The sequence below is a fragment of the Neiella holothuriorum genome, assembly GCF_019457915.1.
GTDB lineage: Bacteria > Pseudomonadota > Gammaproteobacteria > Enterobacterales > Neiellaceae > Neiella > Neiella holothuriorum.
This window is the reverse complement of sequence record NZ_JAHZSS010000005.1, coordinates 80,296-105,873: the sequence shown is the minus strand read 5'-3', so window position 1 is coordinate 105,873 and position 25,578 is coordinate 80,296. Positions and strand designations below refer to the sequence as shown.

At 46.5% G+C, this 25,578-nt stretch carries 22 protein-coding genes; 14 read left to right on the top strand and 8 right to left on the bottom strand.

Features of this window, described 5'->3' with window-relative positions; all coding sequences use genetic code 11:
- Positions 1–949: 949 nt before the first annotated feature.
- Positions 950–1,222 (top strand): hypothetical protein, encoded by a 273-nt coding sequence (locus tag K0504_RS06275; protein WP_220103325.1) that lies wholly within the window; start codon positions 950–952, stop codon positions 1,220–1,222.
- 400 nt (positions 1,223–1,622) lie between these two features.
- On the opposite strand, the gene K0504_RS06270 is transcribed toward K0504_RS06275, so the two are convergent.
- Complete coding sequence (locus K0504_RS06270; RefSeq protein WP_220103324.1) at positions 1,623–1,949, bottom strand: hypothetical protein; 327 nt, start codon at positions 1,947–1,949, stop codon at positions 1,623–1,625.
- A 52-nt stretch (positions 1,950–2,001) separates the two neighbouring features.
- Entirely contained in the window at positions 2,002–3,585 is a 1,584-nt protein-coding gene (locus tag K0504_RS06265) for a S41 family peptidase (protein ID WP_220103323.1), read from the bottom strand.
- A gap of 502 nt (positions 3,586–4,087) precedes the next feature.
- Here K0504_RS06265 and K0504_RS06260 point away from each other — a divergent pair.
- From K0504_RS06260 to K0504_RS06230, 7 genes are all read left to right on the top strand, one after another.
- Positions 4,088–5,494: a S41 family peptidase gene (locus tag K0504_RS06260; protein WP_220103322.1), complete on the top strand. Its 1,407-nt coding sequence runs from the start codon at positions 4,088–4,090 to the stop codon at positions 5,492–5,494.
- Entirely contained in the window at positions 5,484–6,173 is a 690-nt protein-coding gene (locus K0504_RS06255) for a response regulator transcription factor (protein ID WP_220103321.1), read from the top strand. The genes K0504_RS06260 and K0504_RS06255 overlap by 11 nt, the downstream gene beginning before the upstream one ends.
- Before the next feature lie 15 nt (positions 6,174–6,188).
- Entirely contained in the window at positions 6,189–7,469 is a 1,281-nt protein-coding gene (locus K0504_RS06250; protein ID WP_220103320.1) for a histidine kinase dimerization/phospho-acceptor domain-containing protein, read from the top strand.
- 73 nt (positions 7,470–7,542) lie between these two features.
- Positions 7,543–8,640 (top strand): type 1 glutamine amidotransferase domain-containing protein, encoded by a 1,098-nt coding sequence (locus K0504_RS06245; RefSeq protein WP_220103319.1) that lies wholly within the window; start codon positions 7,543–7,545, stop codon positions 8,638–8,640.
- A gap of 237 nt (positions 8,641–8,877) precedes the next feature.
- Positions 8,878–9,291, top strand: a complete 414-nt coding sequence (locus tag K0504_RS06240) for a hypothetical protein (protein WP_220103318.1) — start codon at positions 8,878–8,880, stop codon at positions 9,289–9,291.
- Between the two features lie 283 nt (positions 9,292–9,574).
- Positions 9,575–9,820: a hypothetical protein gene (locus K0504_RS06235; protein ID WP_220103317.1), complete on the top strand. Its 246-nt coding sequence runs from the start codon at positions 9,575–9,577 to the stop codon at positions 9,818–9,820.
- A 272-nt stretch (positions 9,821–10,092) separates the two neighbouring features.
- Positions 10,093–10,878 carry a hypothetical protein gene (locus K0504_RS06230; RefSeq protein ID WP_220103316.1) on the top strand — a complete coding sequence of 262 codons (786 nt, stop codon included), beginning with the start codon at positions 10,093–10,095 and terminating at the stop codon, positions 10,876–10,878.
- 312 nt (positions 10,879–11,190) lie between these two features.
- Here K0504_RS06230 and K0504_RS06225 read toward each other — a convergent pair whose 3' ends face one another.
- The 5 genes from K0504_RS06225 to K0504_RS06205 form a co-directional block, all read right to left on the bottom strand.
- Positions 11,191–12,765, bottom strand: coding sequence for a PepSY-associated TM helix domain-containing protein (locus K0504_RS06225; protein ID WP_220103315.1), 1,575 nt, complete (start codon positions 12,763–12,765; stop codon positions 11,191–11,193).
- Entirely contained in the window at positions 12,762–13,058 is a 297-nt protein-coding gene (locus K0504_RS06220) for a hypothetical protein (RefSeq protein WP_220103314.1), read from the bottom strand. The genes K0504_RS06225 and K0504_RS06220 overlap by 4 nt, the downstream gene beginning before the upstream one ends.
- A gap of 3 nt (positions 13,059–13,061) precedes the next feature.
- Positions 13,062–13,316, bottom strand: coding sequence for a hypothetical protein (locus K0504_RS06215; protein ID WP_220103313.1), 255 nt, complete (start codon positions 13,314–13,316; stop codon positions 13,062–13,064).
- Between the two features lie 268 nt (positions 13,317–13,584).
- A complete protein-coding gene (locus tag K0504_RS06210; protein ID WP_220103312.1) occupies positions 13,585–15,708 on the bottom strand; it encodes a TonB-dependent siderophore receptor in 2,124 nt (707 codons plus the stop codon).
- A gap of 507 nt (positions 15,709–16,215) precedes the next feature.
- Entirely contained in the window at positions 16,216–17,142 is a 927-nt protein-coding gene (locus K0504_RS06205; protein WP_220103311.1) for a LysR family transcriptional regulator, read from the bottom strand.
- A 325-nt stretch (positions 17,143–17,467) separates the two neighbouring features.
- Here K0504_RS06205 and K0504_RS06200 point away from each other — a divergent pair, with 325 nt between their 5' ends.
- Complete coding sequence (locus tag K0504_RS06200; RefSeq protein WP_220103310.1) at positions 17,468–18,808, top strand: amidohydrolase; 1,341 nt, start codon at positions 17,468–17,470, stop codon at positions 18,806–18,808.
- 90 nt (positions 18,809–18,898) lie between these two features.
- Here the strand turns inward: K0504_RS06200 and K0504_RS06195 are convergent, their stop codons facing one another.
- Positions 18,899–20,002 carry a BMP family ABC transporter substrate-binding protein gene (locus K0504_RS06195; RefSeq protein WP_225918003.1) on the bottom strand — a complete coding sequence of 368 codons (1,104 nt, stop codon included), beginning with the start codon at positions 20,000–20,002 and terminating at the stop codon, positions 18,899–18,901.
- Positions 20,003–20,472: 470 nt separating this feature from the next.
- Between K0504_RS06195 and K0504_RS06190 the strand changes: the two genes are divergently transcribed.
- The 5 genes from K0504_RS06190 (at position 20,473) to K0504_RS06170 (ending at position 25,565) form a co-directional block, all read left to right on the top strand.
- On the top strand, positions 20,473–20,949 hold the full coding sequence (locus K0504_RS06190; protein WP_220103309.1) for a hypothetical protein: 477 nt from the start codon (positions 20,473–20,475) through the stop codon (positions 20,947–20,949).
- A gap of 43 nt (positions 20,950–20,992) precedes the next feature.
- A complete protein-coding gene (locus K0504_RS06185) occupies positions 20,993–21,349 on the top strand; it encodes a hypothetical protein (protein ID WP_220103308.1) in 357 nt (118 codons plus the stop codon).
- Between the two features lie 33 nt (positions 21,350–21,382).
- Positions 21,383–22,072, top strand: coding sequence for a response regulator transcription factor (locus K0504_RS06180; protein WP_220103307.1), 690 nt, complete (start codon positions 21,383–21,385; stop codon positions 22,070–22,072).
- On the top strand, positions 22,069–23,403 hold the full coding sequence (locus K0504_RS06175; RefSeq protein WP_220103306.1) for a histidine kinase sensor domain-containing protein: 1,335 nt from the start codon (positions 22,069–22,071) through the stop codon (positions 23,401–23,403). Before K0504_RS06180 ends, K0504_RS06175 begins: the two co-directional genes overlap by 4 nt.
- A gap of 125 nt (positions 23,404–23,528) precedes the next feature.
- Positions 23,529–25,565: a TonB-dependent receptor gene (locus K0504_RS06170; RefSeq protein WP_220103305.1), complete on the top strand. Its 2,037-nt coding sequence runs from the start codon at positions 23,529–23,531 to the stop codon at positions 25,563–25,565.
- The last annotated feature ends 13 nt before the right edge of the window (positions 25,566–25,578 follow it).

Genomic DNA, 25,578 nt, shown 5'->3' with positions numbered 1-25,578 from the left:
GGTTAACAAGCAATACTCTGTTATATTAACCGTGTAGTCACTGGAACATGTCGAGTCGAGAGTCATATGGGAAGTTTTACAAGATTGAGCGCGAGGTTTGGCGGCCCAGATGGGCTGAACGAAATGCTGCGGCCGGTGATTTTCCCCATTGATAGCGTTGGCGGTAAGCCCAGACTGTTATTAGAGCGCGGTACTGGAAATCGAATCCCGATCAAATTTAGCCTTTCAGATATTGATAAGCCGACTAAATCAGTGCTTCGCAGATATTGTATCGCATGCAAGTACAGCCGAGGCGCGATTGAGTGATGTTCGGCACATTGATCTCGAGATTAGTTGTAAGCAGGGGAGGGTGAACGGTTACAATTTTGGGTTCTAAACGGCGTGAACCGTATCAAAACTTAATATGAATTTTGGTAACACTGTATGTAACATTAATGGTGGTAATAATTTATTAAATTATTGTTTATCATGTCGATAAGATATTAGTATGGTGTCGGCCCCGGGCACCATTTAAAATCAATAAGTTACAAATCTTTCCTGTATACCCATACTTCATTTTTATCTCTTTTCCGAATTACTTTCCGAATACGATTTGTGGTGAGACTCACTACCGACTGTAGGCACGACCTTAACTTTTCGATCATAAGAAGCAACTTAAAAACAGCCTAACTCGGTGTCCAAGGTTGTTAGACCGTTACAGTTGGTTCGGAAACTATGTACAGAGATGTCATAAATTATGGGCAATTTGAAGTGGTTCATGAATATCATGAAATCGGTGATGTGAGGTGGTCGTGGCAATGACAAAATTAACTAGTCCGATTACATTTTTCGTTCTTGGGGCGGCAGCTTGTGCGTTTGTGAGCTTCTTATGGGGAAGCAGCGGTAGAGGCGAGCAATTGATTATTGGGACTAGCGAAATATTACTTGCTTGCAGAGTGGGCGCTATTCTGTGTCAGTAAAAGGGGAAGTTGTAACTCCACCGTGGTTTAAAAACCTTTATGCGTTCACAGTTGAAGAAATCGTCAACCAATCCGATTTCGAAATGAAAGCCTCTGCTTGTTACTACGACGCACATATTCAATCTAGCAAGCCTATAGAGCAACTTCATTTGCCGTATGGCTTAATGAAATCTCAAGGGGCGGACGACATAACAATTTATAAGGCAGCTGATAGCAGCGTTACGCATTTTTACTCTAAATTAGGAGCGAAATTTAAGCCTTAGGTTCTGTAAGAAAAAATGTTAACTGTGAATATCTAAGTCTTGAAAATAAAAAGTTCAGAGAGCTTTGCTTTGATAGCTCTCTAGTACTTATCTGTATTAGCTCCAAATATACCCTAGCTGCCCCCAGCAAAAGGGGGCAGGGTAATTTGATCGCATAGCGAGTCAGCGAATTTCTTATCATCGCTTTTTGCTTGCACTGTCCCAAGTTGCCGGAAGCGCGGTTCACCGCTTGGCGGAATAGCGGTTCAGTTGAGCGGAACACGGGGTCAGGAGGAGTGGAATTTGCAGTGATTTTTGTTCTTCATCTAACTAAATCTTATCGAAGGTTTGGTGTTTCAGGCGGGCAATTCTTTCAGCCACAAGAAAGATTTAAAAGCAGGCCGAAGCCTGCTTTTGGTTACTACTCAGGTTTACACGCAACATCGGTTAGCAAAATGCGCTGGTCAGTATCATCGCGTTGCAGCCAGCATTCACCATCTTGCTGCCACAGCGAAAAGACGATCACCTCTGATTGAAGCTCGCGCCCGTTGAGTAACTTTCCTTGGGCGTCACGGGCTTGTTTTTTCTCAATCGGAACTCGGCTGCTGGTGGTGAAAGCCAACGGAGACAAACTCAATTTGCGATCAAAAAGCAGTTGTGAAGCGGCACTTTCCAGCGCTTGCTTGTTACCTGCGCTTTCATCAAGCACCGCAGGAACTGGCTCGTTGGCATCGGCAGACGTGCTCATACAGCCTCCTAGTGCCAACAGTAACGTTCCAGAATAAATGGCTGCTGCCAACTTATTCATCATCAGCTTCCTCAATTGGCACGTAAACTCGGTTGTTCTTGAGGAACGCTTGGCTTCTTGAATCAAACAGTAACAGTTCACTCAGTGAGTTATTTGCAATTTTGGTTTGCATATTGGCAATGCCAACACCGCTAGTGACAGGACAGGTGCCGGTATTTAACCGCTCTAATGCTGCCGACAGCATGCCCTCATCGGTATCGCCAAGCTCGTGTTCAAAGTCATCATCAACTTCACAGCCCGGTAGCTCGTCATCAAATTCAGGCGTTACCTCTGGCTTAAAACCGTCGGCATAATCACCGAAGCCTTTGTCATTCACCCCTTGGAACTGAATGGTGTAATAGGTCGTACCGCAGTTATCTGTTGGATAGAAGCCATAAGGCTTACCACAGGTAGTACCGCCGATTTGAATAACTTCCACATCAATGCCCACTAGGCTATTCATCAAGGCCTCACTGGCTGAGCAGGTGTTTCCTGTTGCAATGACAAAAACACGATCGAGATTGAGGGTTGGCAATTGGTTGCTGGTTAGCACCCCTAGATCCCAGTCAATTTCCTGAGAGTAGAAGGGCGTAGAGAAGTTTTCATCAGATGATTTATCGTTGTATTGCAGCATCTCAAAAATTTTGCCGGAGGTGTTCTGCTCCCCAGCAATCATATACGCCAATTGAGACGACATCGCCAATAAGCCGCCGCCGTTGTAGCGTAGGTCGAGAATCAAATCGGTGACGTTCTCGGCAGCGAAATTCTCAAAGCCTTCAATCAATGGCGTTTGGGCCGAGCGCTGAAAACCTTCAAACCTCATGTAGCCGGCTTTGCCCGAGTCTGTGGTCAATATCGCTACGTTATTGACAAAGCTCTCCTCGAATATGCCAGATGAGAGGTTAAAGGTGACTTCACTGCCGTCGACACGCTCAAAGGTAAAACTGTATTGGCTATTTTCTTCTTCGGGAAACAACGCGTCGTTTAAGAAGTCGACGTCGTCACCGTTGATGACATCTTCATCATTAATGCGAATCAGCTTGTCACCACGAGTAACGCCAGCAAGGTCTGCTGAAGAATTGGTCGCTACCGAGGTAACCCGTAGATCGCGAGGCGGCGAACTCTCAATAAAGCTCCAGTTAATGCCATATCCAGTGATGGTGCCGGACTGTGAGTAAGCCTCATAGTCATCGGTTGATTCATAGAAGTGGAAATTGTCTTTGGCGGCGCCGGATGCCGTTGTTTCAGTGGTTTTCAGCACCTCAAAATAACTTTGTGGCGAAGCGTAATTGGCCGGATTAAGATCGGCAATTTCATCGTACCAGAGGTAGGTTTCATGACTCCAAGAGCGCAGCCATAGTTTTTCGTCATCTTCGCTGCCTTGCACATCTGGATAGGAATCGCCGTTAATATCGAGGTGGGTTCGAACCACTTCACACTGGCTTTCATAGTCACTAGCTGGCTCAAAAACTCCGGCCTGCCAATTTGTATCGGGTTGGTTGGTAGTTGGTGAGGTGGCGGGTGTTGAAGAGCTACTGCCTCCGCCGCATCCGGTTAAAACGGCAGATATCACTAAACCTAAATAGATATTGCGCATGCTTCCTTTCACTCCTTGCGTAGGTGGCCAGTCGACATCATGTCAACCAGAGGGCCTTAAATTTCATCAAACGAATGTTAACTGATAAGAGGAGAGTTTATCACGCCTCTGTTCTGATGCGATGCGTGAATATTGATTAATATCATTTGCTTATTAGGTATTTTTTTTGGTTTCGGCGTTTGGTGAATGGTCTCTGTTGCGCATTTACTTGGCTAGGGGAACTTGGCTAGGCGAACTTGGTTGCGGTGTTCACTCCAGCTATATCTGGAACCTTAATACCGCCGATAGGCGTGACTAAACGGCTCATGAGTCACTTCCAATACAGGGTATTCACATCGAGTGCCATTCCGAAAATTTGTGATGCAATTCGGCCACATCAGAACTGGAGAACTCCAATTCAATCTGCCGCAGCTTAGGGGAGTCGAGACTTTAACTATCACGACAAAACCTTCACAAACCTATCGTTAGCCTAAGGGCATATATTGCTAATACGGCCACGATGATGAACAAACCTCTATTTCTCACTCTACTTTCTGCACTATGGCTGCTTGGCTGCAACCCGGAGCATTTAGATCTGTTGCCGCCATTGGAAGATCCGTCCGTGATGGAGAGAAAGCTGACCGTCGAGCAGATGCATCAGGACATAGATGCGTTTGTGGCTGGGGTCTTGGAGCGCCACCCTGAACTCGATGCTTATGCGGATATGGGGTCACTTATGGCTGCGGTCGAAGAGACCAAAGCTGAGATCACGCAGCCTATGTTAAGAACCGATTTTTATCGCATTGCGGGCAGGCTCAATCACTACTTAAATGACGGCCACTCATTCTTGATCTGGCCATATCAAGAGTACAAACAACTCAAAGGTAACGGTCACAATCCGTTTCCTTTTGACGTGGTCATTTCACAACAAGGCGCAATTTACTTAAAACACGATTATCAAAACGGGCAGAAGCAGTTGGCGGCTGGCAGCCAGATACTCACTATCAATGGCGTACCAGCCTCTTCCATTGTCAGCACGTTGCAGCAATACAGCGGCGGTGAATCTCGCCGGTTGCGAGAGCAGGTCGTTGCCAAGCGGTTCGATCTGTCGCTCTGGGCTGTTTTCGGATTTATTGACAGCTTCGAACTTGAGCTCGATGGCAGACCAGCATCGCTTGCCATTACTAAAGAACAGTCCTGGCAGCGAGTTTCTGCATACAACAAAGAACAACAGGGCGAACATTATTATAAGCAGCTGCAAGCGGGAGTGGGATTGCTCTATCTCGCCCATTTCGATATCGAACCAAATCAATTTGAAGACTTTATTGACGGTGCATTTGCTGAAATAAAGCGGGACCAGATTCATTCGTTAATCATCGATATTCGAGATAACCCGGGCGGCAATACCGATACAGTCACCTACCTGAGCCGCTACCTGGCGGATAAGCCATTCAGGTTAGTTTCTTCAGTTCGAGAGAAGTTAAACCGAGATAACCGAGGTTGGTTTAATTACAAAGGTGAGGTGGGTGAGCTCATTACTACCCAATGGCAAGAGTGGGAGACGCCTATCGATTCAGAGCAGCGATTTAAAGGCGAGGTCTATCTGCTGGTGGGGCCGGTGACTTACTCTGCAGCAATTGTGTTGGCAACTACACTCAAAGACAATCAGTTTGCGACTCTGATTGGCGAGAAAACCGGTGGATTTGCCAATCAAACCGCACAGGGTAATTTGTTTAATCTACCCCATTCTGAGTTGCGAACCTATGTCACCACCCGAACGCTGATAAGGCCAAGTGGCGACACCGAACGACGCAGTGTCGAGCCCCATCATGTGGTTAACCGCTCAATAGATGATATAAAGAAGCAAAGAGATGCTGGCATTGCACGCGCGCTAACTCTGATTGAGGAAAAACAAGCCAATGACGCCTAAGTATGCCGTTCTGGTAGTCGAAGATAATCAGGATATAGCAATACAACTTGTCGACTACCTCGCTGACAAGGGGTTTGTGGTCGACTATGCCGCTGATGGTAAAACCGCGCTGCAATTGCTGGCCGCACAGCGCTACAACATTGTTGTGCTCGACCTGATGTTGCCTGATATGGACGGCCTCAGCATTTGTGACCATATCAAACAAACCTTGAGCACCAATGTTCCGGTGCTGATGCTGACCGCTAGAGACAGCCTGGATGAAAAAGTACAGGGCTTTGGAGCAGGTGCTGACGACTATCTGACGAAGCCCTTTGCGTTGCAAGAGGTGTATGTACGGTGTCTGGCGTTAGGAAAACGTCATCAACTGCACCAGCAGAACACACTGACGATTGGTGAGCTTGAGGTCGATTTTCATAAACACGCTGCGATTCGAGCAGGCCAGCCACTCTCGCTCTCAAGCACTGACTTTACCCTACTGAAACTGTTAGCGGAGGCTTACCCAAATTCGGTCAGCAAACGACAACTGACCGAGCAGGTCTGGGGCGATGATCCGCCACAAACGGATGTACTTCGCAGCCATATCTACACTCTGCGGAATGTGCTGGATAAACCTTTTACTTACCCAATGCTTAAAACGCTTCACGGCATTGGTTTCAGATTGGCACTGCCAACCGAGTAGTAGGATATGGCCCGAATGAAAACCAGTTTACCGTCAGCTATTACCCGTCTTGTTATGGGGGTAGCCATCAGTATTACCTTGATTTACAGCCTGCTGATCCTGCTCTACTCGTGGGTGGTTGAAGACAATATTTTCAATCGACTGGTTGCTGCAGAAGCGGATTTTATTGAACAGTCCTATCAACAGAACGGCACGCTGTCCCAGCCTCGCTCAGGCTTTATAACCCTGCATCGCAATTGGCAGGATATGCCGCCAGAGCTGTTAGATGCGCGTAAGCGTAAGCCGGATCGTATTGAGTTTGACTTAAATGATGGCTCCACAGTGCATATCCATGTATTGCAGCTAGAGGGGGTCGCGTACGTATTGATGGCCAAGGTTAACGGTTTTGAAGTCAGCAAAGAGTATCTTCCAAATCTACTTAGCTGGCTTGCCCTGCTGGCGTTTGCTGGTGCAACCTTGGTCTCCATCATCGCTTTTCTGATTGGCCGTCGGTTAACCCGGCCAATAAAAAAACTGGCCGATCAGGTAAGCAGTTTACCGGCTGAAAGCAATGGCTCACGGTTCGCTAACAGTTACCCAAATAATGAAATACGGGTGCTTGCCAACGCGGTCGAAACCAGTTTTTGCAACTTGCAAGACGCGCTGGAGCGGGAGATAAACTTCACCCGCGATGTCAGCCATGAGATCCGTACGCCGATCAGTATTCTTAAGAACATTCTCGATACCCAAAGTCACTCACAGCAGCTCACGCAAAGTGATTATCAGCAAGCCCAGCGTGCGATCTTTGAACTGGAAAAGATGACCAACACCTTATTGGCGCTGGCACGAAACGAATCGAAGCAGACATCTGAACTCGATATGACGCAGTTAGTAGAAAACACACTGCTTGAACACTTTGAATTAAACAACTCGGAGAAAGGGCAAAAGCTCGGGCTGCAGTTGTCACTGCAGGAAGACGTTTACCTGCAAGCGAACCGGAACCTGACACAGATCCTGCTCAGCAATATCATTTCCAATATCGTGCAATACGCCACAGGTAGCGATGTGGATATCAGGCTTACCCCAGATGCACTCTCCGTTACTAACCAAACTTCAGCGCCTGTTCCTAGGCAACCCGAAGTTGCTGGGGTCAAAGGTCTACACAGCTCAGGTATAGGTCAAGGCCTCAATCTGATAAAGCGTATCTGTGACGTCAATCAATGGCAGATGGAAACACGCATCTCATGCTCTGAACGTTCTCAGTGTGAAAGCGCACTATCAGAATTTACGCTGACCATTATTTTCAATCAGCCATGACTTGTGACTGATTTCTTCACAAAATCACGACAAAGGCTTGGCTAAAGTGCTCCCAACATTTGAGGAGCACACCATGAAAAACATTTTCCACACCCTGCTGATACTGTTTCTGATCAGCGTTTCATTTGCTGCCGTTTCTGACACTCGCGTTGCACTTCTGATTTCTGGATACGGCAACGAAGGCGATGGCAGCATCAGTTACGATCTGGAAGAACTGGCCCAAACCTATCTTGTACTGGTAAACAATGGGATCTCGCTGGATATCGTCAGCCCGAAAGGCGGCGCAGTCCCTGTTCACAAGAAGAAAGACGACCTCGAGTACATTCAGCAATTCAAACAACAAACGCCAGCTCTAAGCCAACTAGCTGACACCTTGTCGGCCAAACAGGCGCTTAGCCAAGAATACGATGGGCTGATGGTGATCGGTGGTGATGGCGCCATGTTCGACCTGCCGTTCGACAAAAATACCCAGGCCTTGTTGACGCAATTTGTCCATCAAAACAAACCGATTGCTGCGGTATGTCATGGCCCAGCGGCTTTGTTAAACATCAAACAAACAAGTGGCGAGTATTTTATTAAGGGCAAACGGGTAAACAGTTTCACCCTGAAAGAAGAACACGCCTTCAGTGCCGAGTTGCTGGATAAATTTCCATTTATGCTGCAAACCGAGTTGGTAACACGCGGCGCAATCTTCCAGTCAAATGCTCCGATGCTGCCATTTGTGGCCGAAGACGGTCTGCTAATCACTGCTCAAAATCCGATGTCTGTGGCCAAAGCGGCAGATGCCTTGGTGGTAAAGCTGGGACTGACGCCTAAGGCTAGAACCCTGTACAGGGATGAAGCCACGTTTCAATTGATCTCACGGGCAAGAACCGAAGGCGCCTTTATCATCGATATTGCTTTGGCCAGTGCAAAGGAAAGCTACAACCTAAACTATATGGCGTTGTATGGCTTTTATGCCTACCAACTTGCAGATATGCCCGAACAAAAGCTTGTAGAGCTTGAGATCATGGCTCGGATCGGCAAACAGTTTTCCCACCCCAAGTATTCGATGGCTTTGATCAACGCCTATCTCGATCAGGGTTTTATCGAGCAGGCAAAATCAGAAAAAAAGCTGCTGATGAAGCAGTTCCCAGAGACCGAATTGCCCAAAGAGTTGGCGCAGTTGTAAACGGCAACCGTGAGAGAAAAAGACAGCATCCAACGATTTCAACGCCTAATGTTGTCGCGTCAAAAAGAGAGGGTGTATAGGAAGCGAAACGCGCTGGGGCCAACGAACCCACGGAAGGTTTACGGTTCGCCCTGAAAAGCGGGCTGGAACAAATTCTAGCTAGCTGAGGTTCGTTCCTCATCAAGTTTCGTCAGAAAAGTTCGCCGCTTAGTAGGGGCTATAGCTGTAAGGAAAATCATGCATAAATTTCTATTTTTATTGTTTTTAGTTCCTTCGCTTTCAATAGCATCAGAAATTGACCTTGTTGATCAATTTATTAAGTTGAGTGATGCCACCAAAGTAAAAGGTGCAACTCAAAACGATATAAATGCCGTAGCTGATTTGCTTTCAACTCAAATGCGTTATCAACATCCAAATTATAATGCTGATTTGTCAAAGGCTGAATTCATTGATGGTTTAATTCGCTACATGGGAGCGGCTGAATCTTTAGCAACCAACGTGACTAACCGTATAGCTGGTGTCAACGCAGTGACCATTGCTTATGTATCAACCACAACAATAAATGGTAAAACGGAAGTAGATCCTAAACCACTAATGCGTTTAATAGAGTTTAGCGAAGGCAAAATTGTATTAGTTAAAGAGTATTGGTAATAGAGGCATAACAAGGCGTTAAATTAAACGGACACAAAGCAGCTGGCTGTGCTCATAACTTTAGTCTGCTATTTATCTACCGCTTAACGTGGCGTTAGCCACTGATACTTAAATCGGAATTGTCCATCAACTTGCTAGGTTGGCTGGCACGGAAGTGCCCCATTTTTTGTTATCAACTCCAGTCAGTTGATCAAGATCTTGTAGTAGTAGACGTTGGACTTGGAACGCTAGTCAATCCAGTATTAACTAGTTGAGCCGACAAAAGTGAATTTGGGGAGTAATAATGAAGGAAGCTGAACTGCTACTGGTACTTGGGGGCTTATTGGTTTACATGTTCTTTACCTTGAACTTTGTGCTGATACTGGTTGAGAAGAGGATTCCTGTTTCAGAGCCTAAATTAGCGGTAAAAGTCATCGTTGATATTGTAAACGCCAAAAAAAATCCTGATGGGTATTTGAAGGCTAGAACATACTTTTGGGGATCGGTAATTTCTCTGATTTTGTTTATGATGGTGTTGTATGCGCACTAAGCACAACAAACACATTGTTGCCCCAAAGTGAGTTATAAGCCAAGGACTATTAACAGTGAAACCTGCTGTATCCCGTCAAAGTTGTGGTGTTAGTTTCGGGGAAAGGTCCCTAGGTATGTCAGCTCGTCAGAAGGTCAACTAAGCTCGGCTCCCTCCTGAGGCTTGGTGTTTCGGTAAAGAATTGGTCTGAATCAATGTATCTTTATGATATGCAAAGGTTATGTGTTAGAGTTTGACTACTGATTGATCATTAAGCACAACAGGGACTATTTGTGAATAAATTTAATGGAGTAATATTAACTGGCTTAATATTGCTAATTGTAGGTTGTGGCGGCTCAGGTGATGATTCACCATTAAAAGTTTCCGATTTGAATTTTAATGAATCGAAAATTCAAAATTGTATAGACAAAGAATATGTTTCCGATGTCACATCATTACCATGCACGGATGTTTCAGGTGTTAATGACTGGAGCGATTTAGCTCTCCTCCCAAATTTAAAAACAATATATTTATTTACTAATGGTCCAGATGAAGATCCAATCAATATAGACTTAGTGTACGCTCCTAATTTAGAGTTCTTAACTATTACGGATGTAGCTATCTCAGAGATTAATCTAACTGAAAACCATCAACTAAAAACGATCAGTTTGGTTAGCGCTACTTCTTTAGAAAGTATTGACTTAACATCCAACACTCAGCTGGAGGAGATTACAATTAAAGGTTCCCCAGCAATAGATACGATTCTAACGGGAACGATGAACAACTTAACTAAAGCTACAGTTGAAAATACATTAATTGATGAGTTCTCAATCGATGCGCTGAATTTAAGGTATTTAGATTTAAACTACAATTCAAGGTTGAGCAATCTTAACCTAGAAAATGCACCCAATATAGTGGGTTTGGTCTCAGTCTTTAATGATTTAAATTATGTTGATTTTAGCCCTTTAGTAGATACAAATGCTACTCTGATAATAGCTGATAACCCATTTAATGATGAAATGTTAAGTTATATCGAATCATTAATAGCGAATGGTGTTTATAACATAACCTATCAATGATTAGGAAATTAAATATAGTCTGTTTCGGCTCAAACTGAAGGGCAGCTTAGATTTGCGTGGTGGCACACTGATTTTGTGTCACCCAATTATAGTCAGACATCTAACGCATTTTTGTCCAGATATGAGCGACCCAAACGAACTTGAGGCTTAGGCTCAATACAGCCTCTGCTTGATCGAGATGAAAGCGTGAAGTGCAGGGTTTTTGGGGAGTTAATACAACCGATTTATTAGGGGCGACTGATTAGATTAAGTCGCCCCGTTATCCTACCTGATTGAAAAAATTGATAGCGGTAGTGCTACCTGCCGATCAAATCATCTAGCCCAAATACTATTGGGCTCACCATTATTTCCTCGAGCTTGGGTTTTAGTCGCCCCCCACCAGAACAGCGCGGCAAAGATCAACGACGTAAAATCAACACCAAGGCTAGCAGCATCGATTGATGGCCAAGGCCCTAGCTGCGGCATCACCCAGCCAACCAACGAAGTCAATGGAATCGCTAAGCAAAGGACGGCAATAATGCGTTGTAGGTGCACTGCCGCCACAATAGGGCGGAAACCAAAAGCGAACGCTATGCCAACCAAAAAGCTTGTGTAATAGAGCCACATATAGGCATGGTTAATATTGAGAGATAATGGCACCAACCACTTGGTTGCCGCCAAACACAGTACAACACCTGCAATACTGCCTAAGCTTACGCCAACGGTTAGTTTCGCCATAATGGTAACGGCGCTAGACTGTTGCTGTTGTGTCTTATTACGGCGTTTTTCTAGCCATAGTAAGTTACCGGAATAAAACAAAAATGCGCCAGCCAACCCCATAAAGAAGTAAAGCCAACGACCCAAATCACCACCGAAGGAACCAAAATGCATGGCAAAAAACGTTGCTACCATACGTTCCCACAAGCCGTCTTCATTGGTTCTAAAGCTACTGCCATAGATATCAAAGGTGTATGGGTTGAGCATGATGTAATCGGTAATCGGACCGCGCATCATGGCGGTTTCACTCGCCATTTGAACGCCTACTAGCGGCCGTTGCCCGTTCAGCCCCTGCAAATCGATTTGTACCGGTTGATAGCTCGCGTCATAAGATAGAGCTTCATCAAGGATCGTTTCAATCGATGGCATATCGTCCAGTTGGTATGCAATTTCACTTGGTGCGAGGCGCGGAAACATTGGCTGATCACCATATATCAACACCTTAAGCCCACCATAAAAAAAGTCATGAAAGGCAAATACCACAACAGTAAATGCAATCATCAAATGAAATGGCAGGCTACCAATTCCCACTAAGTTATGGCTATCAAGCCAGAAGCGGTTGGCTCCCTTTTTTGTGCGCAGCGCAAAAAAGCTTTTCACTAAGGTCGGCAATAAGAAAATAACACCAGATATCAGCGCGATAAAATACAGCACAGAGGCGATACCAAGAAGGTAAACTCCTACGTGGTCGTGCCCTAATTCACCTAAAATACCGGCACTGCGATGCAAGTAATCGATCATCGCTGAGAGTGCATTGGCAGGAATTTGCTCGGCAACTAGTTGATTCGAGTCATCCAAGGTCGCATGCCAAAGAACATCGTTTAGGCTTAACTCTCGCGGCTCTCCCTGCTCGTACCAAGTAATCGGCGATTTACTGCCATCAAGGTGCAGGGTCATTGCATTGGCAGCATTTGGATGCTCTGCCAACACTTTGTCGACCAATAGCTGCATTTGATCATGTTCAACCATTGGCAGGTGTTGCGCTGGAGGGGTTGCCCATTGATCAATTTGCTGTTGAAACATTGTCAACGAGCCTGCATAAAAACCGATAAAGAGTAGCAAGCCCGATAGAATACCGGTCCAAGTATGAATGTTTTGGTAAGTCCTTAAAATATCACTGCGTACTCTCATAACAACCACTTCAATCCTATAAAGCTACTAAACACGATTAGGTTGGCTCCTCCCAAATAAACCAGCGCAGATCGCCAAGTGCTGAACATGAAGCTAAATGACAAAATGGTTAGCCAGATGGGCGTTATCATCCACATGTTGAATTGCACTTTTGCATTGGCATCGATCCCGCCCGGACCAAACCAAGCAAAGATCCCAACAAGGCCATAGCTCAACAACAGCCCACCGAAGGTTGCAATGAGAGATTTTCGCCACCATTGCGGTTGGATTTTTTTCTTTTCAGCCACAGCCATTTGCTACCGCTCCTGCTTCAAACTAACCATCGGCATTAGCATCAGCCCAATCATTAACACCATGAACCACATCAACAGTGCGCTAGCAAACGATAGCAACAACAACCAGCAGATCAGTGAGAGGGCTAACCCTGCGTATGCGAGTGGGCGAAAACGTTTTGAGATGGGGTTTGCCAGCAAAATTTGGTGGCGATTGGTTACATATAACAGCAGCACGCAACAAAGCATGAACGCAGCAAGCACGTAGTTCAGCAGCATTTGGAATATCTCCTCAAAATATGCCGTAAAGTACTGGCCCTAGCGGTATTGCTGCACGCTTATAGAAATGAACGTTGCAGTTCCGATGCAAGTGCTACGGTCGCTAGGAGCAATCCATATCATTGCTTAACCTGAGTTTCTGATCCGGCAGTAAGCCTACCCAAATGTGCTCGCCGGTGATGAATCAGCTAATCAACAGGTCATTGGCAGATATGACAAAGACAAAAAAGCTGATCAACAGCAGCGCCGTTGATCAGCCAAATCGCGATTAGAAGTCCAACTTAGCCCTTACCGCAAAGGTACGAGGCTCGCCGATACGAATGGCGCCATAGTTATCGCCAACGGTCCAGAACTCTTTGTCGAATAGGTTATCGACAGTGCCTATGATGGTCAGATGGTTGTCGCCGACAGGCATTTGGTAACTGGCACCGCCGTACACCAAGGTGTAGCTCGGCAAGTCCCAGTTATTGGCCGAATCAGAAGCGGTCTCTCCGTAGTATTTACCACCTAAATTAAGACTTAGGCCAGGCAACGCAGAAACGTCATAGTTGGTTTGCAACGTCATTTGGCGCTTAGGCGCTCCTGCTACGTCATTACCTTCGTAGTCACCGTCGGTTTTGTCGTATTCGCTATCGAGGAGCATGACATCGCCGTACAGCGAGAAGTTTTCAGTGACGCTTAGAGCACCACTAAACTCAATACCTTGATAGATGGTCTCGCCATCTTGCACCAAGCGATTATCGCCATCGACCATCTCTGCTCCGCGTTCAATGCGGAAAATAGCGGCGGTGATTGTCCAATCTTGTTGCGAGGTCTTAATCCCGGCCTCGTATTGCTTACTCTCAAGCGGTGGCAGCAAATCACCTTCATTTTCATAACGTTCGTCAACGAAAGTGCTTTCGGCCTCAAAAGCTTCAACATAGCTGACGTAGATGTTGGTTTCGTTGTTAGGGCGATACATCAAGGCTGCGACAGGCGTAGTTGCAGAATCATCCGTATGATCATGGTATGACTCAAAGTACTCCCCCGGAGAGTGCTCAACATCGGTGTGGCGTACACCAACTAATGCTTGCCATTGATCGTTAAAGCTAATCAGATCATTGGCAAACAAAGAGGTTTGCTCGTCTTCCCAAGCTAATGCCAAATCTTTTTGTAGGGTTGCTTCATAGCGTGGCAAATCAACTGGCTCGAACAAGTTGTCAACGCCATAACCCCAGGTCACCTTACGGCCATATTCTCCGCCGTCATTTCGGTAGGTTTTGCTGCGCTGCCAAGAACCGCCCAAGGTCACTTTGTGGTTAATAGAGCCCGTATCAAAATGACCATTCACAATACCTTGAACTTGGTCGAAGTCGATGTCGAAGTACTGCTCATACATGCTGATTGATACATCACCGTCACTGTTGAGCAAATAAGCTAACGACTTGACCCATTCGGTTTCATTTTTCGAGTAGTCGTATTCAACTTTTAGGCTCCAGTTATCACTGATGTCCCAGTTTAAAGCCGTCAACAACACGGTTGTTTTGTAGTTATCAAACGTACCGTCTGTACCAATGTTACGATCACCGCTGACGGTTTTTGGCAAACTATCATCGGCTGACATGGAGTTGTTCATGACGGTCCATGAATTTTCTGTCAAGCGATCGTTGTAGATGAAGTCCATGGTCCAGTACAAGGAGTCCGTAAGCTGGCCATCTACTGCTAATGTAACGGTTTCACGATCGATGTTACCGCCATCTAGGTAGGTATCACCTTTCTCCTTGACGACGTTAACGCGCGCGCCGAATTCATCTTCACTACCAAATCGAGCACTGGCATCAACATGCGCATGGAGGATGCTGTCACTACGTACACCGGCATTGGCACTCACCATGGATTCAACTGGTTTTTTGGTGACATAGTTGACCACACCACCCGGCGCGGCCATACCATACATATAGCCGGTTGCACCTTTTAATAGGGTAACCTGCTCAAATGCTTCATATGGAAGCTCGCCACCAAAGTTGGCAAACGATAAGCCGTTAATTTTAAAGCTGTTTGTATAGTCTAATGCGAGACCACGAACGCGAATACTCGATCCGAAGGTACTGTAAGCACTGGCGTCGGTCGATACCGAAGCTTCACGGCTGAACAGGCTGTCCAAGGTATTTACCTGACGTAACTCCATATCTTGGAGAGAGATAACATCTACTGAAAACGGTGTTTCCAATACGGTTGTCATCCCCAAGGCACCAGCGTTATTTTGCTCGCCAAGCTCGGTTAACTTGTGACCCACAATGGTCACTGTTTCAGGAGAGGCCTCATCATCAGCCAGAGCGTTGGGGCTAACACCGACTAAAGCAGTAAGACATGCTAAGGCAAGCTTACTTTTGGGAAATTTGAGTGTGTTCATGTGCGCATTTATCCATCTAAATTTATAAAAAAACTCGAAAAAATCACAGTCAATGCCGCGGTTAGGGGCTTATGTTTTTTGTAGGTTTTAGATTTGTAGGGGGAGCAAAAACAATATCTCGATCACAAAGTTATTACAAATGATAATTATTATTATTCGTGATCAGGATCAAGTTGTGACAATTACATTTGCCCACATGTCGGTACGCTGGGCACTTTTGAATGGAACAATCTTTGTATGTTGTCAGCATGATAGGCAGAGCTGAGAATATCTATTAACAACAGCGATTTGGTGAAAATAAGCGAACGATTAGCAATGCAGAGCGCTGCTCGTAGTGTCGCTAATGGTTAGCGTAGGGGGAGGGGGCACGCAGAATCGTGCAGGCTTACGCATAGCGCTTGGTTGTTGATTCTTCGTTTTTATCCTGTGCTCAATTACTTTTCCAATATGTTTTTCCTAGACCGTTACGGCAAACTGTTGGCGCTACTTTCTGTCATATGCCGTGATTTACCGAAGCGCTTTATGGCCGCTAACCATTGTTTTTGATGTGTTTGCTGAGCGAGAAGATAAATCCCGTTGTAACCACTGAGCAGCCAACCCAAGATGCGCACGGCGGCTCCATACCAAATCAATACCCACTTCCCATTTGGTATGTGGGTAGGACTCCAGCAACAACTCCACTAATTCACCTTTTTCCAGTAATGGCGCTACCATACTTTCTGGTACGACTGACCAGCCTAATCCGTCTAGCGTCATTTGTATGAGCGTTGCATAGTTATCAATGTATAAACGCATGGATGAGCGAAGATATTCAGCGGTAACCAAGTTTCGGCCATGGGGACTAAATATGATTTGCCGATAACTACTTAAATCAGCAAACGTAACGGGTTGAATTTGACATAGGGGATGTTCGGCTTGAGCCACTTCTGCCATCTTCAAATTACCCAGCCGGTGAAACTTTAGTTCATCTGGGTAATTGGGCTGGGTCAACATCAGCGCTAGAACATAGTGTTCAGAAACAAGCCCATTGAGCGTTGCGTCGAGGTTTGGGTGCTCTACATGCAATGTGACGTAAGGAAATTCTTGGTAAAATTTATTCAGGGTAGGGGCGAGGAAATCATAGGGAATGGCTGCGTCCACAACGAGTGTCAATTCGGACTCGATGCCCACGGCGCTCGCATTGAATTTACCCTCAAGATTATCAACTTGCGCCAACAAGGTGGCAATATGTTCAACAATACCTTGGCCTGCCTCGGTTAATGTTGGGTATCGGCCAGAGCGATCGAACAGAACAACCCCCGTTTCTTGTTCAAGGTTGTTAATCGTTGCTGACACCGTTGATTGCGCCTTGCCCAATTTACGCGCTGCAGCAGAAAAGGATCCGCAATCTGCGGCGGCCTTAATCGTCAACAGTTGTTCTATCGTTAATGCCATGGCGCCTCCTGAGGAAAAACATGGTGATTTAGTATAATTCTGCCTTTATCAGCCAACGTAGTGCCGACTTGTTTTTAGCCTATGTTCGCCTTGTTGCTGGGTGATCTCTTCATCAGCGAATTCGCAAACCGAATGCGTTATTCAAAGCGCTGTACTTCATTTGACAAAACCGACTTACTTTGAAATCGATACCTATCGGTTCAGTCATTACATCCTATCGCTTATCAATCGGAATAAACGCAGATAATTGCATTTTGTTTGCAGGAATCGACAGCGCTAAGCGCCTGCATACTCCTCAATAACTGACTGCAAAGAGGCTTTATTGATGACTTTGACTAACTATCAGGCAGATATCGCCATTGAAAATGCCTACATATTGCCCATGAACGGCCAGCCGCCAATAAATAACGGCGTCATTCTGATCAAGGGGAGCAAAATCCTAATGCTGGGCGAAGCGGCGCACATCGATTCATGGCGAGCCAAGCGTGTGATCAATGCGAACAAAAGTGTTGTCATGCCGGGCTTTGTTAACTGTCATACCCATATTGCCTCAAACGTGCTTCTGCGGGGATTGAACGAAGACGCCAAGCTATTCGAATGGCTGCAACATATGTGGAAGCTCAAACGAAATTTCGATCCCGAAATTCTCTACTGGGCAAGTTTGGCAGGCTTGATCGAGATGATACGTGCAGGCACCACATCGTTTAATGAACATTTCGATGCGTATGCGGTGTCTCCACAAATAAGAGCGTTAGAACAATTGCCAATGCGGGCAACTCTCGGTTATGGCTTTGCGGATAGGGGACTCTATAGCCCAATCACTGACTATTCTTGGAAGGCCCTCGAACAGTTTGCTGATAAGGTTGAAAAACATCACCAGACGCAAGATGGTCGCCTGCACGTTGCACTTTCGCCCCATGCTACTTATTCATGCGGTGAAAAAATGTGGCGCCTTTGCCGCCAAGTCGCCAATGAATTGAAAATTACCATCCACACCCACATGGCTGAAGGTGTCCAAGAGCTAAAGTATGTGGGAGAGCGCTATGGCACAACTCCGGCCCAATGGTTCGCAAGTATGGGCATACTCGGCCCTGATGTTACGCTGGCACATTGCACAAAATTGAATGCAGAAGATATTCGGCTGCTCGCCGATTCTGAATCGCAAGTTGCTCATTGCCCGATTAGCAACGCAAAGCTCTGTTCTGGCAACATGCCAATCAAAGAAATGCTCGAAGCCGGCGTGAATATAGGCTTAGCAACTGATGGCCCGGCGAGCCATAACACGCTGGATATGTTTCAAGAAATGAAATTTGCAGCCATTATCCACAAGAACAACTACAACGATCCTGAGCTCTTGCCGTTGAAGCAAATGCTGGAGTTAGCCACAAGCAAGTCTGCTCGCGCCATGCACCGCCCTGAAACTGGTTATCTGGCAGAAGGTATGGCGGCGGATATGATCATCGTGGATATAAATCGCCCTCACACAACCCCTGTATACAGCCCTGAAGCGGCCCTTGTTTATTCCAGTCGTGCTGATGACGTGCGCTATACCATTGTGGATGGAAAAATCTTGATGGATGACCGGAAAATCGTAGGCGTTGATGAATTTGAAGTACTGACGCGACTGCGAACTCTGGCGCTCGATCTTAAGCAACGCAGTTTATAGAGCCCGGCAAATTCCATGATTTTCATCTGAAAGGTTAGAGTCGCCGTCATTGCTAAAGCGGCGGCGATTCTAAGCCTAGTGAACGAGTATCTATTTCGGAAGCTCTCCAACAACGCCTTCAACATACCAGTCGAAACCTAGCAACTGGCGATCATTCATGGTCTCACCGTCGGCCACACGCACTTGTCCCGTTTGATCTTTGATTGGACCGGAGAATGGGTGCAATGAACCTTGGGTTATGGCTAGCTTTTTACGTTCTACCAGCTCAATAACATCTTTAGGGATAGCCGGATGGTAAGGGGCCAAGTCGGTCGCGTTGGCCTCCAACCCGGCCCACACATCGGTAGACTTCCACTTTCCGTCTAACACGGCTTGGGTCTTGGCCAAGTACATTGGTCCCCAATTATGTATGGCGGCAGTTAGGTGGGTATTTTCGCCAAACGACGACATATCTGCATTGTAGCCAAATGAATAAACACCTTTGGCTTCAGCTGCCTGAACCGGCCCAGGAGAATTTGTATGCTGGCTAATAATGTCTGCGCCTTGACCAATCAGAGCGTCTGCTGCTTCTCGTTCTTTGGCGGGGTCATACCATGCGCTAACCCAAACAACCTTGACTGTCGCCTCTGGATTAACACTGCGTAGACCAAGTGTAAAAGCATTAATGCCACGTATTACTTCTGGAATGGGAAATGAAGCGACGTACCCAATGACATTAGATTGGGTCATCTTTCCAGCAATAACACCTGTTAAATAACGTGGCTGATAGACGCGATCGAAGTAGGTGCCCACATTTTTTGTGCGCTTATAGCCACTGGCATGTTCAAACGCAACGTTGGGAAACGATCTGGCGACTTTAAGTGTTGGGTTCATAAACCCAAACGACGTGGTGAAAATTAAGTCGTGGCCCGATTTTGCCAGCCGGCGAATAACGCGTTCAGCATCGGCGCCATCAGAAACATTTTCAATGTAAGTGGTACTGACTTTATCGCCCAAGCGCTGTTCTACAAACTGGCGCCCCATGTCATGGGAATACGTCCAGCCGGTGTCTCCGGTTGGACCTATGTAGACAAAGCCTACTTTCACGACATCTTTGGCTATGGCGCTCATTGAAAGACTTGCGCCGAACATGACCACAACAGCTAATTTAAATAGCTTATTGATTGTTAGTTTTTTAACGGCTCTCTTACACATTAAGGTGCATCCTTTCTCGTTATAGTCAGTAGAAGAAACTCTGTACTCGCCTAATTTGAAATAAAAACTTGATGGTTTGTTAGTGGTATAGCGCTATGGTCTTGGACAGTTTTTAGCGTTCGAACATATTGTTGTTCATATCAATTTGGGGCTGCGTGTTAGTTTTACCACGATGCTGCTCAGGCTTGTAATTCGACTTTCATCGCATGTTTTTTTGAAATGCCCGCGCTGCAGTTTTTGCTGCTGCGGCGAGAGGTAGCCTCAGCATTGCGATAACAAATGATTGCCTGCGTTTATTCCGGTTAAGTCACGCATTGTCGGGCGCGAATTTGCAGGGAAGCAGAGTCCTTTGGCTATGGTGCTTTGTTTTATCTGAATTAAAAGCAATTGATAATCATTTGCATTTATGTGGGTGAGGTCATATTATCGAAGCTCAGTTAATCATTGCTATTAGCCCTGAGGTGGCACGGATGGAAACTCCCCCAACCACAGATTTTCAACTGCATTTCTTGTGCGCCAATCACCGCGAGTGGGTGAGCGAAAACCCTGAGCAATCGCGCCAGTTTGTTGCCGATACGAAACGTAAAGGGCAGCGAATGCTGCGCCAATTGCGTTGGCACGATGCAATACCGTACTGGGGCTGTATTTTTGAAACTGCGGAAATTCTCGATGATTGTTCGGTTGAACCATCTGCTGAAGTGTTGTCGTTACTGTGCCAAGCGGCGAGGGCATTAAGCCGATGTTTTACCGAGCTTGATGCCCAAGACATGGCCTATGTCGTTATCAGCCAAGCACGCCGGCGGATTGAAGCAATAGCCTTTACTTACGAACTCCAAGCTGTTCCTTGCTGGATAGTCGACTGCCTCGACTTGCTCAAAACCGAATGGGCACCTAGCGCTAAATTTAGTCCTGCAGGGGCATTTGCAGCGCACCCCACATTGCATTGAAAGAACATCTAGATAACCGGCCCTTATGAACGTTGGCCGGTTTATGTCATTACGAATTATGGATTTATTTAACTTTTACTCAGTTGGCTGTTTTATTCGTCACGGCCTTCAGCCTGACAACCCTTCGTTATTCGGTATTTATTTCGATTTGGCGGCCCGAGTAAGCGGTATTAAATCGCCTCGTAAATGGAGCTCTCAAGCTTATTTACAAATGGCTCGTGTGTTTCTAGATGCTGCATGTGATGAGCGATTAGCCGGACATTGGCGCCGCCAGTGTTTGGACCAAGTGGTATTCGCTATCCAACATGCGACAGAGAAGGCATCAAGTCGGCGGCTATTGACGGAAGCGTTACGGATGCGGCGTGAATTAGCGGATATGGTCGACATAGAACTTCGCTAGTGGTAACTACACGAGGGCGAAAAAAGGCGCATTATGATACTCGATAAACAAATTCTGATTGTTGAAGACGACCATTCATTGAGCGATCAATTGACTGACATGTTGAGTCGTTCGGGCTATTGCTGCGATCAGAGCTTCGACGGTGAAGACGGCTACTTAAAAATACAAGACAAAAACTACGATCTCATTTTGCTCGATGTGATGTTGCCAAAGGTTGATGGCTACTCCCTCCTAAAGCGCTTACGCCGAGTTGGAGATGTACCCGTTGTTATGCTGACCGCAAAGGGCGCGGAGCAGGAGCGAATCCAAGGGTTAACCATAGGTGCCGATGATTATATTGCCAAACCATTTAACCCTGTTGAATTAAAGTTGCGTATTGAAGCCATCTTGCGACGCAGCGGTCAAAGTGGCTCGCCGAGCCATGAACACAGCCTTGAGATTGATGGTTTGCAGATTGATGTGAAAAACAAGCGAGCAGAAGTCAGAGGCTTCGAGCTGGAATTTACCCCCATTCAATTCAAGCTACTATACGAGCTGGCACATCACCGTGGCGAAGTACTGAGCAAAGCCTACTTGTATCAGCAGGTTCTTAATCGCAGCTTGGGCGCGCACGATCGCAGTTTAGATATGCATTTGAGTCGACTCAGGCGAAAGCTCAATGATGCAGGTTGGAACGGCGAGCGGCTGCAAACAGCACATGGTAAAGGATATTGCTTGATATGAAACGCCGTCTGTTGTGGAAGTTGTGCCTGATTATCGCCACTGGAGTAGTGGCGTTTTTCTATTTAGTGAGCATGCTAACGAGCCGCACCGAGGAAGGGATGAGCATGCTTGACGATAGCCACAGGGCTGAGTTGAGAGCCTGGGGCGAAACTGCAGAACAACTCTATCTCGCCGATGATCCCGAAGAGTTAGAGCAATGGCTAACCGCGTTGGGTGAGCAAGAGCAGACTTGGGTTTCGGTTGCTAGTTTTTCAGCCAAACAACTGGCCGGTGAGCCGTTGGGCGATTTGTATAGCGATACCTATCACCTCGGCCGAAGTGTCGATTGGAAAGTGCACCTCTATTTTGAACACAACCCGGTGATGGAATTGCCGTTTTCAGATCGCAGCCACAGCTTGTTGGTTAAGTTGCCCGAGCGTATGCGCCCCGGCTTGCACTGGCAACTGGTAAAACTCGCCATGCAAATTATTGTGCCAATGATTTTTCTGGCGATCTTATCGCTCATTCTTTATCGCCACATCATGCACCCACTGGGCAAGTTGCAATCCGCCACGCGCCACTTTAGTCAGGGTAACTTAGATGTGCGCGTTGCGAATTTGCTAGGCAATCGTAAGGACGAACTGAGTGAGTTAGCCAACACCTTCGATGTAATGGCATCTCGAATTGGCGAGTTAATTACCAATCAACGCCAACTCATTGCCGACTTATCGCACGAGCTACGTACACCGTTAACGCGCTTAGATATAGCTGTCGCAGCGTTGGCTGAGGATGATAAACAAGAAAATATTGCGCGCATCGAGCGCGAATCGCAGCACATCCGCAAGCTTGTTGACGATACTTTAACGCTTGCCTGGCTCGAAAATGAACGTCCAGAGCTTCAGCATGAAACACTCGATTTGGTCGATTTAATTGATGTTGTTGCTGAAGATGCGCGCTTTGAATTTCCTGATCGCCAGTTAAAAATTTACCAACCCGACAGCGCAATTATTGCCAACAGCAACCACCGCGCAGTTGGCCAAGCCTTAGAGAACATCGTGCGCAACGCCATGCGCCACACGCCTAAGAATCAACAAGTCACCATTGCGCTGCTTGATATGAAAGGGGGTTACAAATTGACCATTGATGACGACGGCCCTGGCGTTCCCGAGCAATATTTGGAAGCTATCTTCCAGCCAGTTTTTCGTGTTGATCAATCGCGCGGCACCAACAGCGATAGTTTTGGTTTGGGATTGGCATTGGCGAGGCGTCAACTGAATGCAGTGCAAGGGCAGGTTATCGCCTCAAACCGTGCCGCTGGCGGTTTGTCGATGCAAATACTATTACCAGCTTAACGCGCGGAAATACGCTGCTGGTATTGGCTTTCAAATGTAACAATTGTAAAAGTACTGTTGTTAAACTGGAATAATGAGAATAATTTGCATTCCCATTAATTTTTGCAACAGGAACCTGCAATTCTATGAACACACGTCGCTTTCACAAAACTGCGCTAGCCAGCTCTGTAGCTGCCTTGTTGGCGCATGTTCCTGCAACAGCCGAAGAGCTGAATCAAACGCCAGACCAACAATCAATTGAATCGGTTGTGGTGGTTGGCCAAACAACGAATACCGTCGTTGAGCCTGAAGAGCTAGAAAAATATTTAGCTAATGATTTATCTGATGTTTTCCGACGCGTGCCATCAGTTTCTGTTGGCGGGTCATTGGGTATAGCGCAGAAAATATATATCCGTGGCATGGAAGACACCTTGCTCAACGTGACCGTTGATGGTGCGCCGCAAACAACAACTCTGTTCCACCACGTTGGCCGAGTCAGCATTGACCCATCGTTACTCAAAGAAGTTGAGGTCCAAGCGGGCGCAGGTGAAGCGACAGCCGGCGCTGGTGCTATTGGTGGTGCAATTCGCTTCAAAACCAAAGATGTTGACGATCTATTAACTGCCGGCGAAGATTTTGGCGGACAAGTTAATGCGGGTTATTTCAGTAACGATGGCTATACCGGCAGCGCTACATTTTACGGCAATCTATCGGACAACTGGGGCGTACTGGGCTCTTATGTCTATGTAGACCGTGAGAATATGGAAGATGGCGATGGCAATGAACTGTACGGTACAGCTGCCGAGCAATCGTTGTTTTTCACAAAACTGAGCGGTCAGCTTAGTGACAATCAACATCTCACCTTGAGCTTTGAAAGCCGCGATGAAGAAGGCGATTTCGGCGCTCGTCCAAACTGGCCTGTGCTCGAAGGCGAGACTTTATATCCCGGCGATGCAGAACGTACAACCTTGGTAGCCAACCACAGCTGGCATTACAGCGAACTGGTTAACTTGCAGAGTACTCTTTACTACACCGATCAAGAATTGGTCATGGATCGATTCGATCGCTGGGGCCGCTATTCCGGTGAAGTTGAAACCATTGGTTTTGATGTTCGCAACACCAGCGAAATTGGCCAACATACGGTGACTTATGGTGTTGAACATCGTGATGACACGGTAAAAAGTCGTTATTTAGACGAGGGCTGGCAAGACTGGGCGTGGGATCCTGACGTTGGCAAATTCAAAGAAGAAGGCGAAGTCACCGGTATTTATGCTCAAGATCATTGGCAAATCACGCCAAGCTTGTTGTTGAGCGTTGGTGTTCGCTACGACGAATATGAACTTGATCAAGTGACTTACGACGATAGCACCGACAGTGACGGCGTTAGCGCAAACATTGGTTTCGAATATCAAATCGATGCGAATTGGCGAGTCAATGCCGGTTATGCCGAAGCGATGCGTGGTAAGGAAGTCGGTGACGCATTTACCCTTGAGCATGCCCCAGGAAGTATTTCTATCGCACCTGATTTAGACGCGGAAGAAGTCGACAACCTTGAGGTTGGTGTTGAATATGTCGGTGAAAGCTTGTGGTTTACAGCTGCCTATTACGATATGGAAATTGACGATGTGATCATGGATCAAATCGGCCAAGGCGTGTACTACGAGAATGTAGGCAAATTTGAAAGTGACGGCTTTGAAGTAGCCATGGGCTACAACTTCGAGCAACTTCACCTCACTGCTAGCTATGCAGAGAATGATGCGGAGCTCAACGGCAACCCTGTTGAAGGCTATGAGCACAATGGCCTGGCTAACGCACGAGGCGATACCTGGCTGTTGACGCTGGACTATGAATGGTCTGATCAACTGGAAATGGGCTGGAGCGTTAATTACGTTGAAGCACTCGACAACATCGAAGTGCTACACCGTGCTCTAGAACTAGGCTGGATCGACAGTGTTCAAACGGTTGATAAGCCAAGTTATGCAGTACATGACATGTACGTCCAGTGGGTTCCGTTAGTTGATGAAAGCGTATTGATTAATTTCTCGGTAGCTAACGTGTTCGATAAGCACTACCGCGACCACTCAAGTGTTGCAGACTACAACCACATACCTTACTGGGATGGTGTTGCTGGCTTGTATGAAGCAGGCCGAGACATTCGCTTCTCAGCCACCTATCAGTTCTAAATCAAACGAGTAA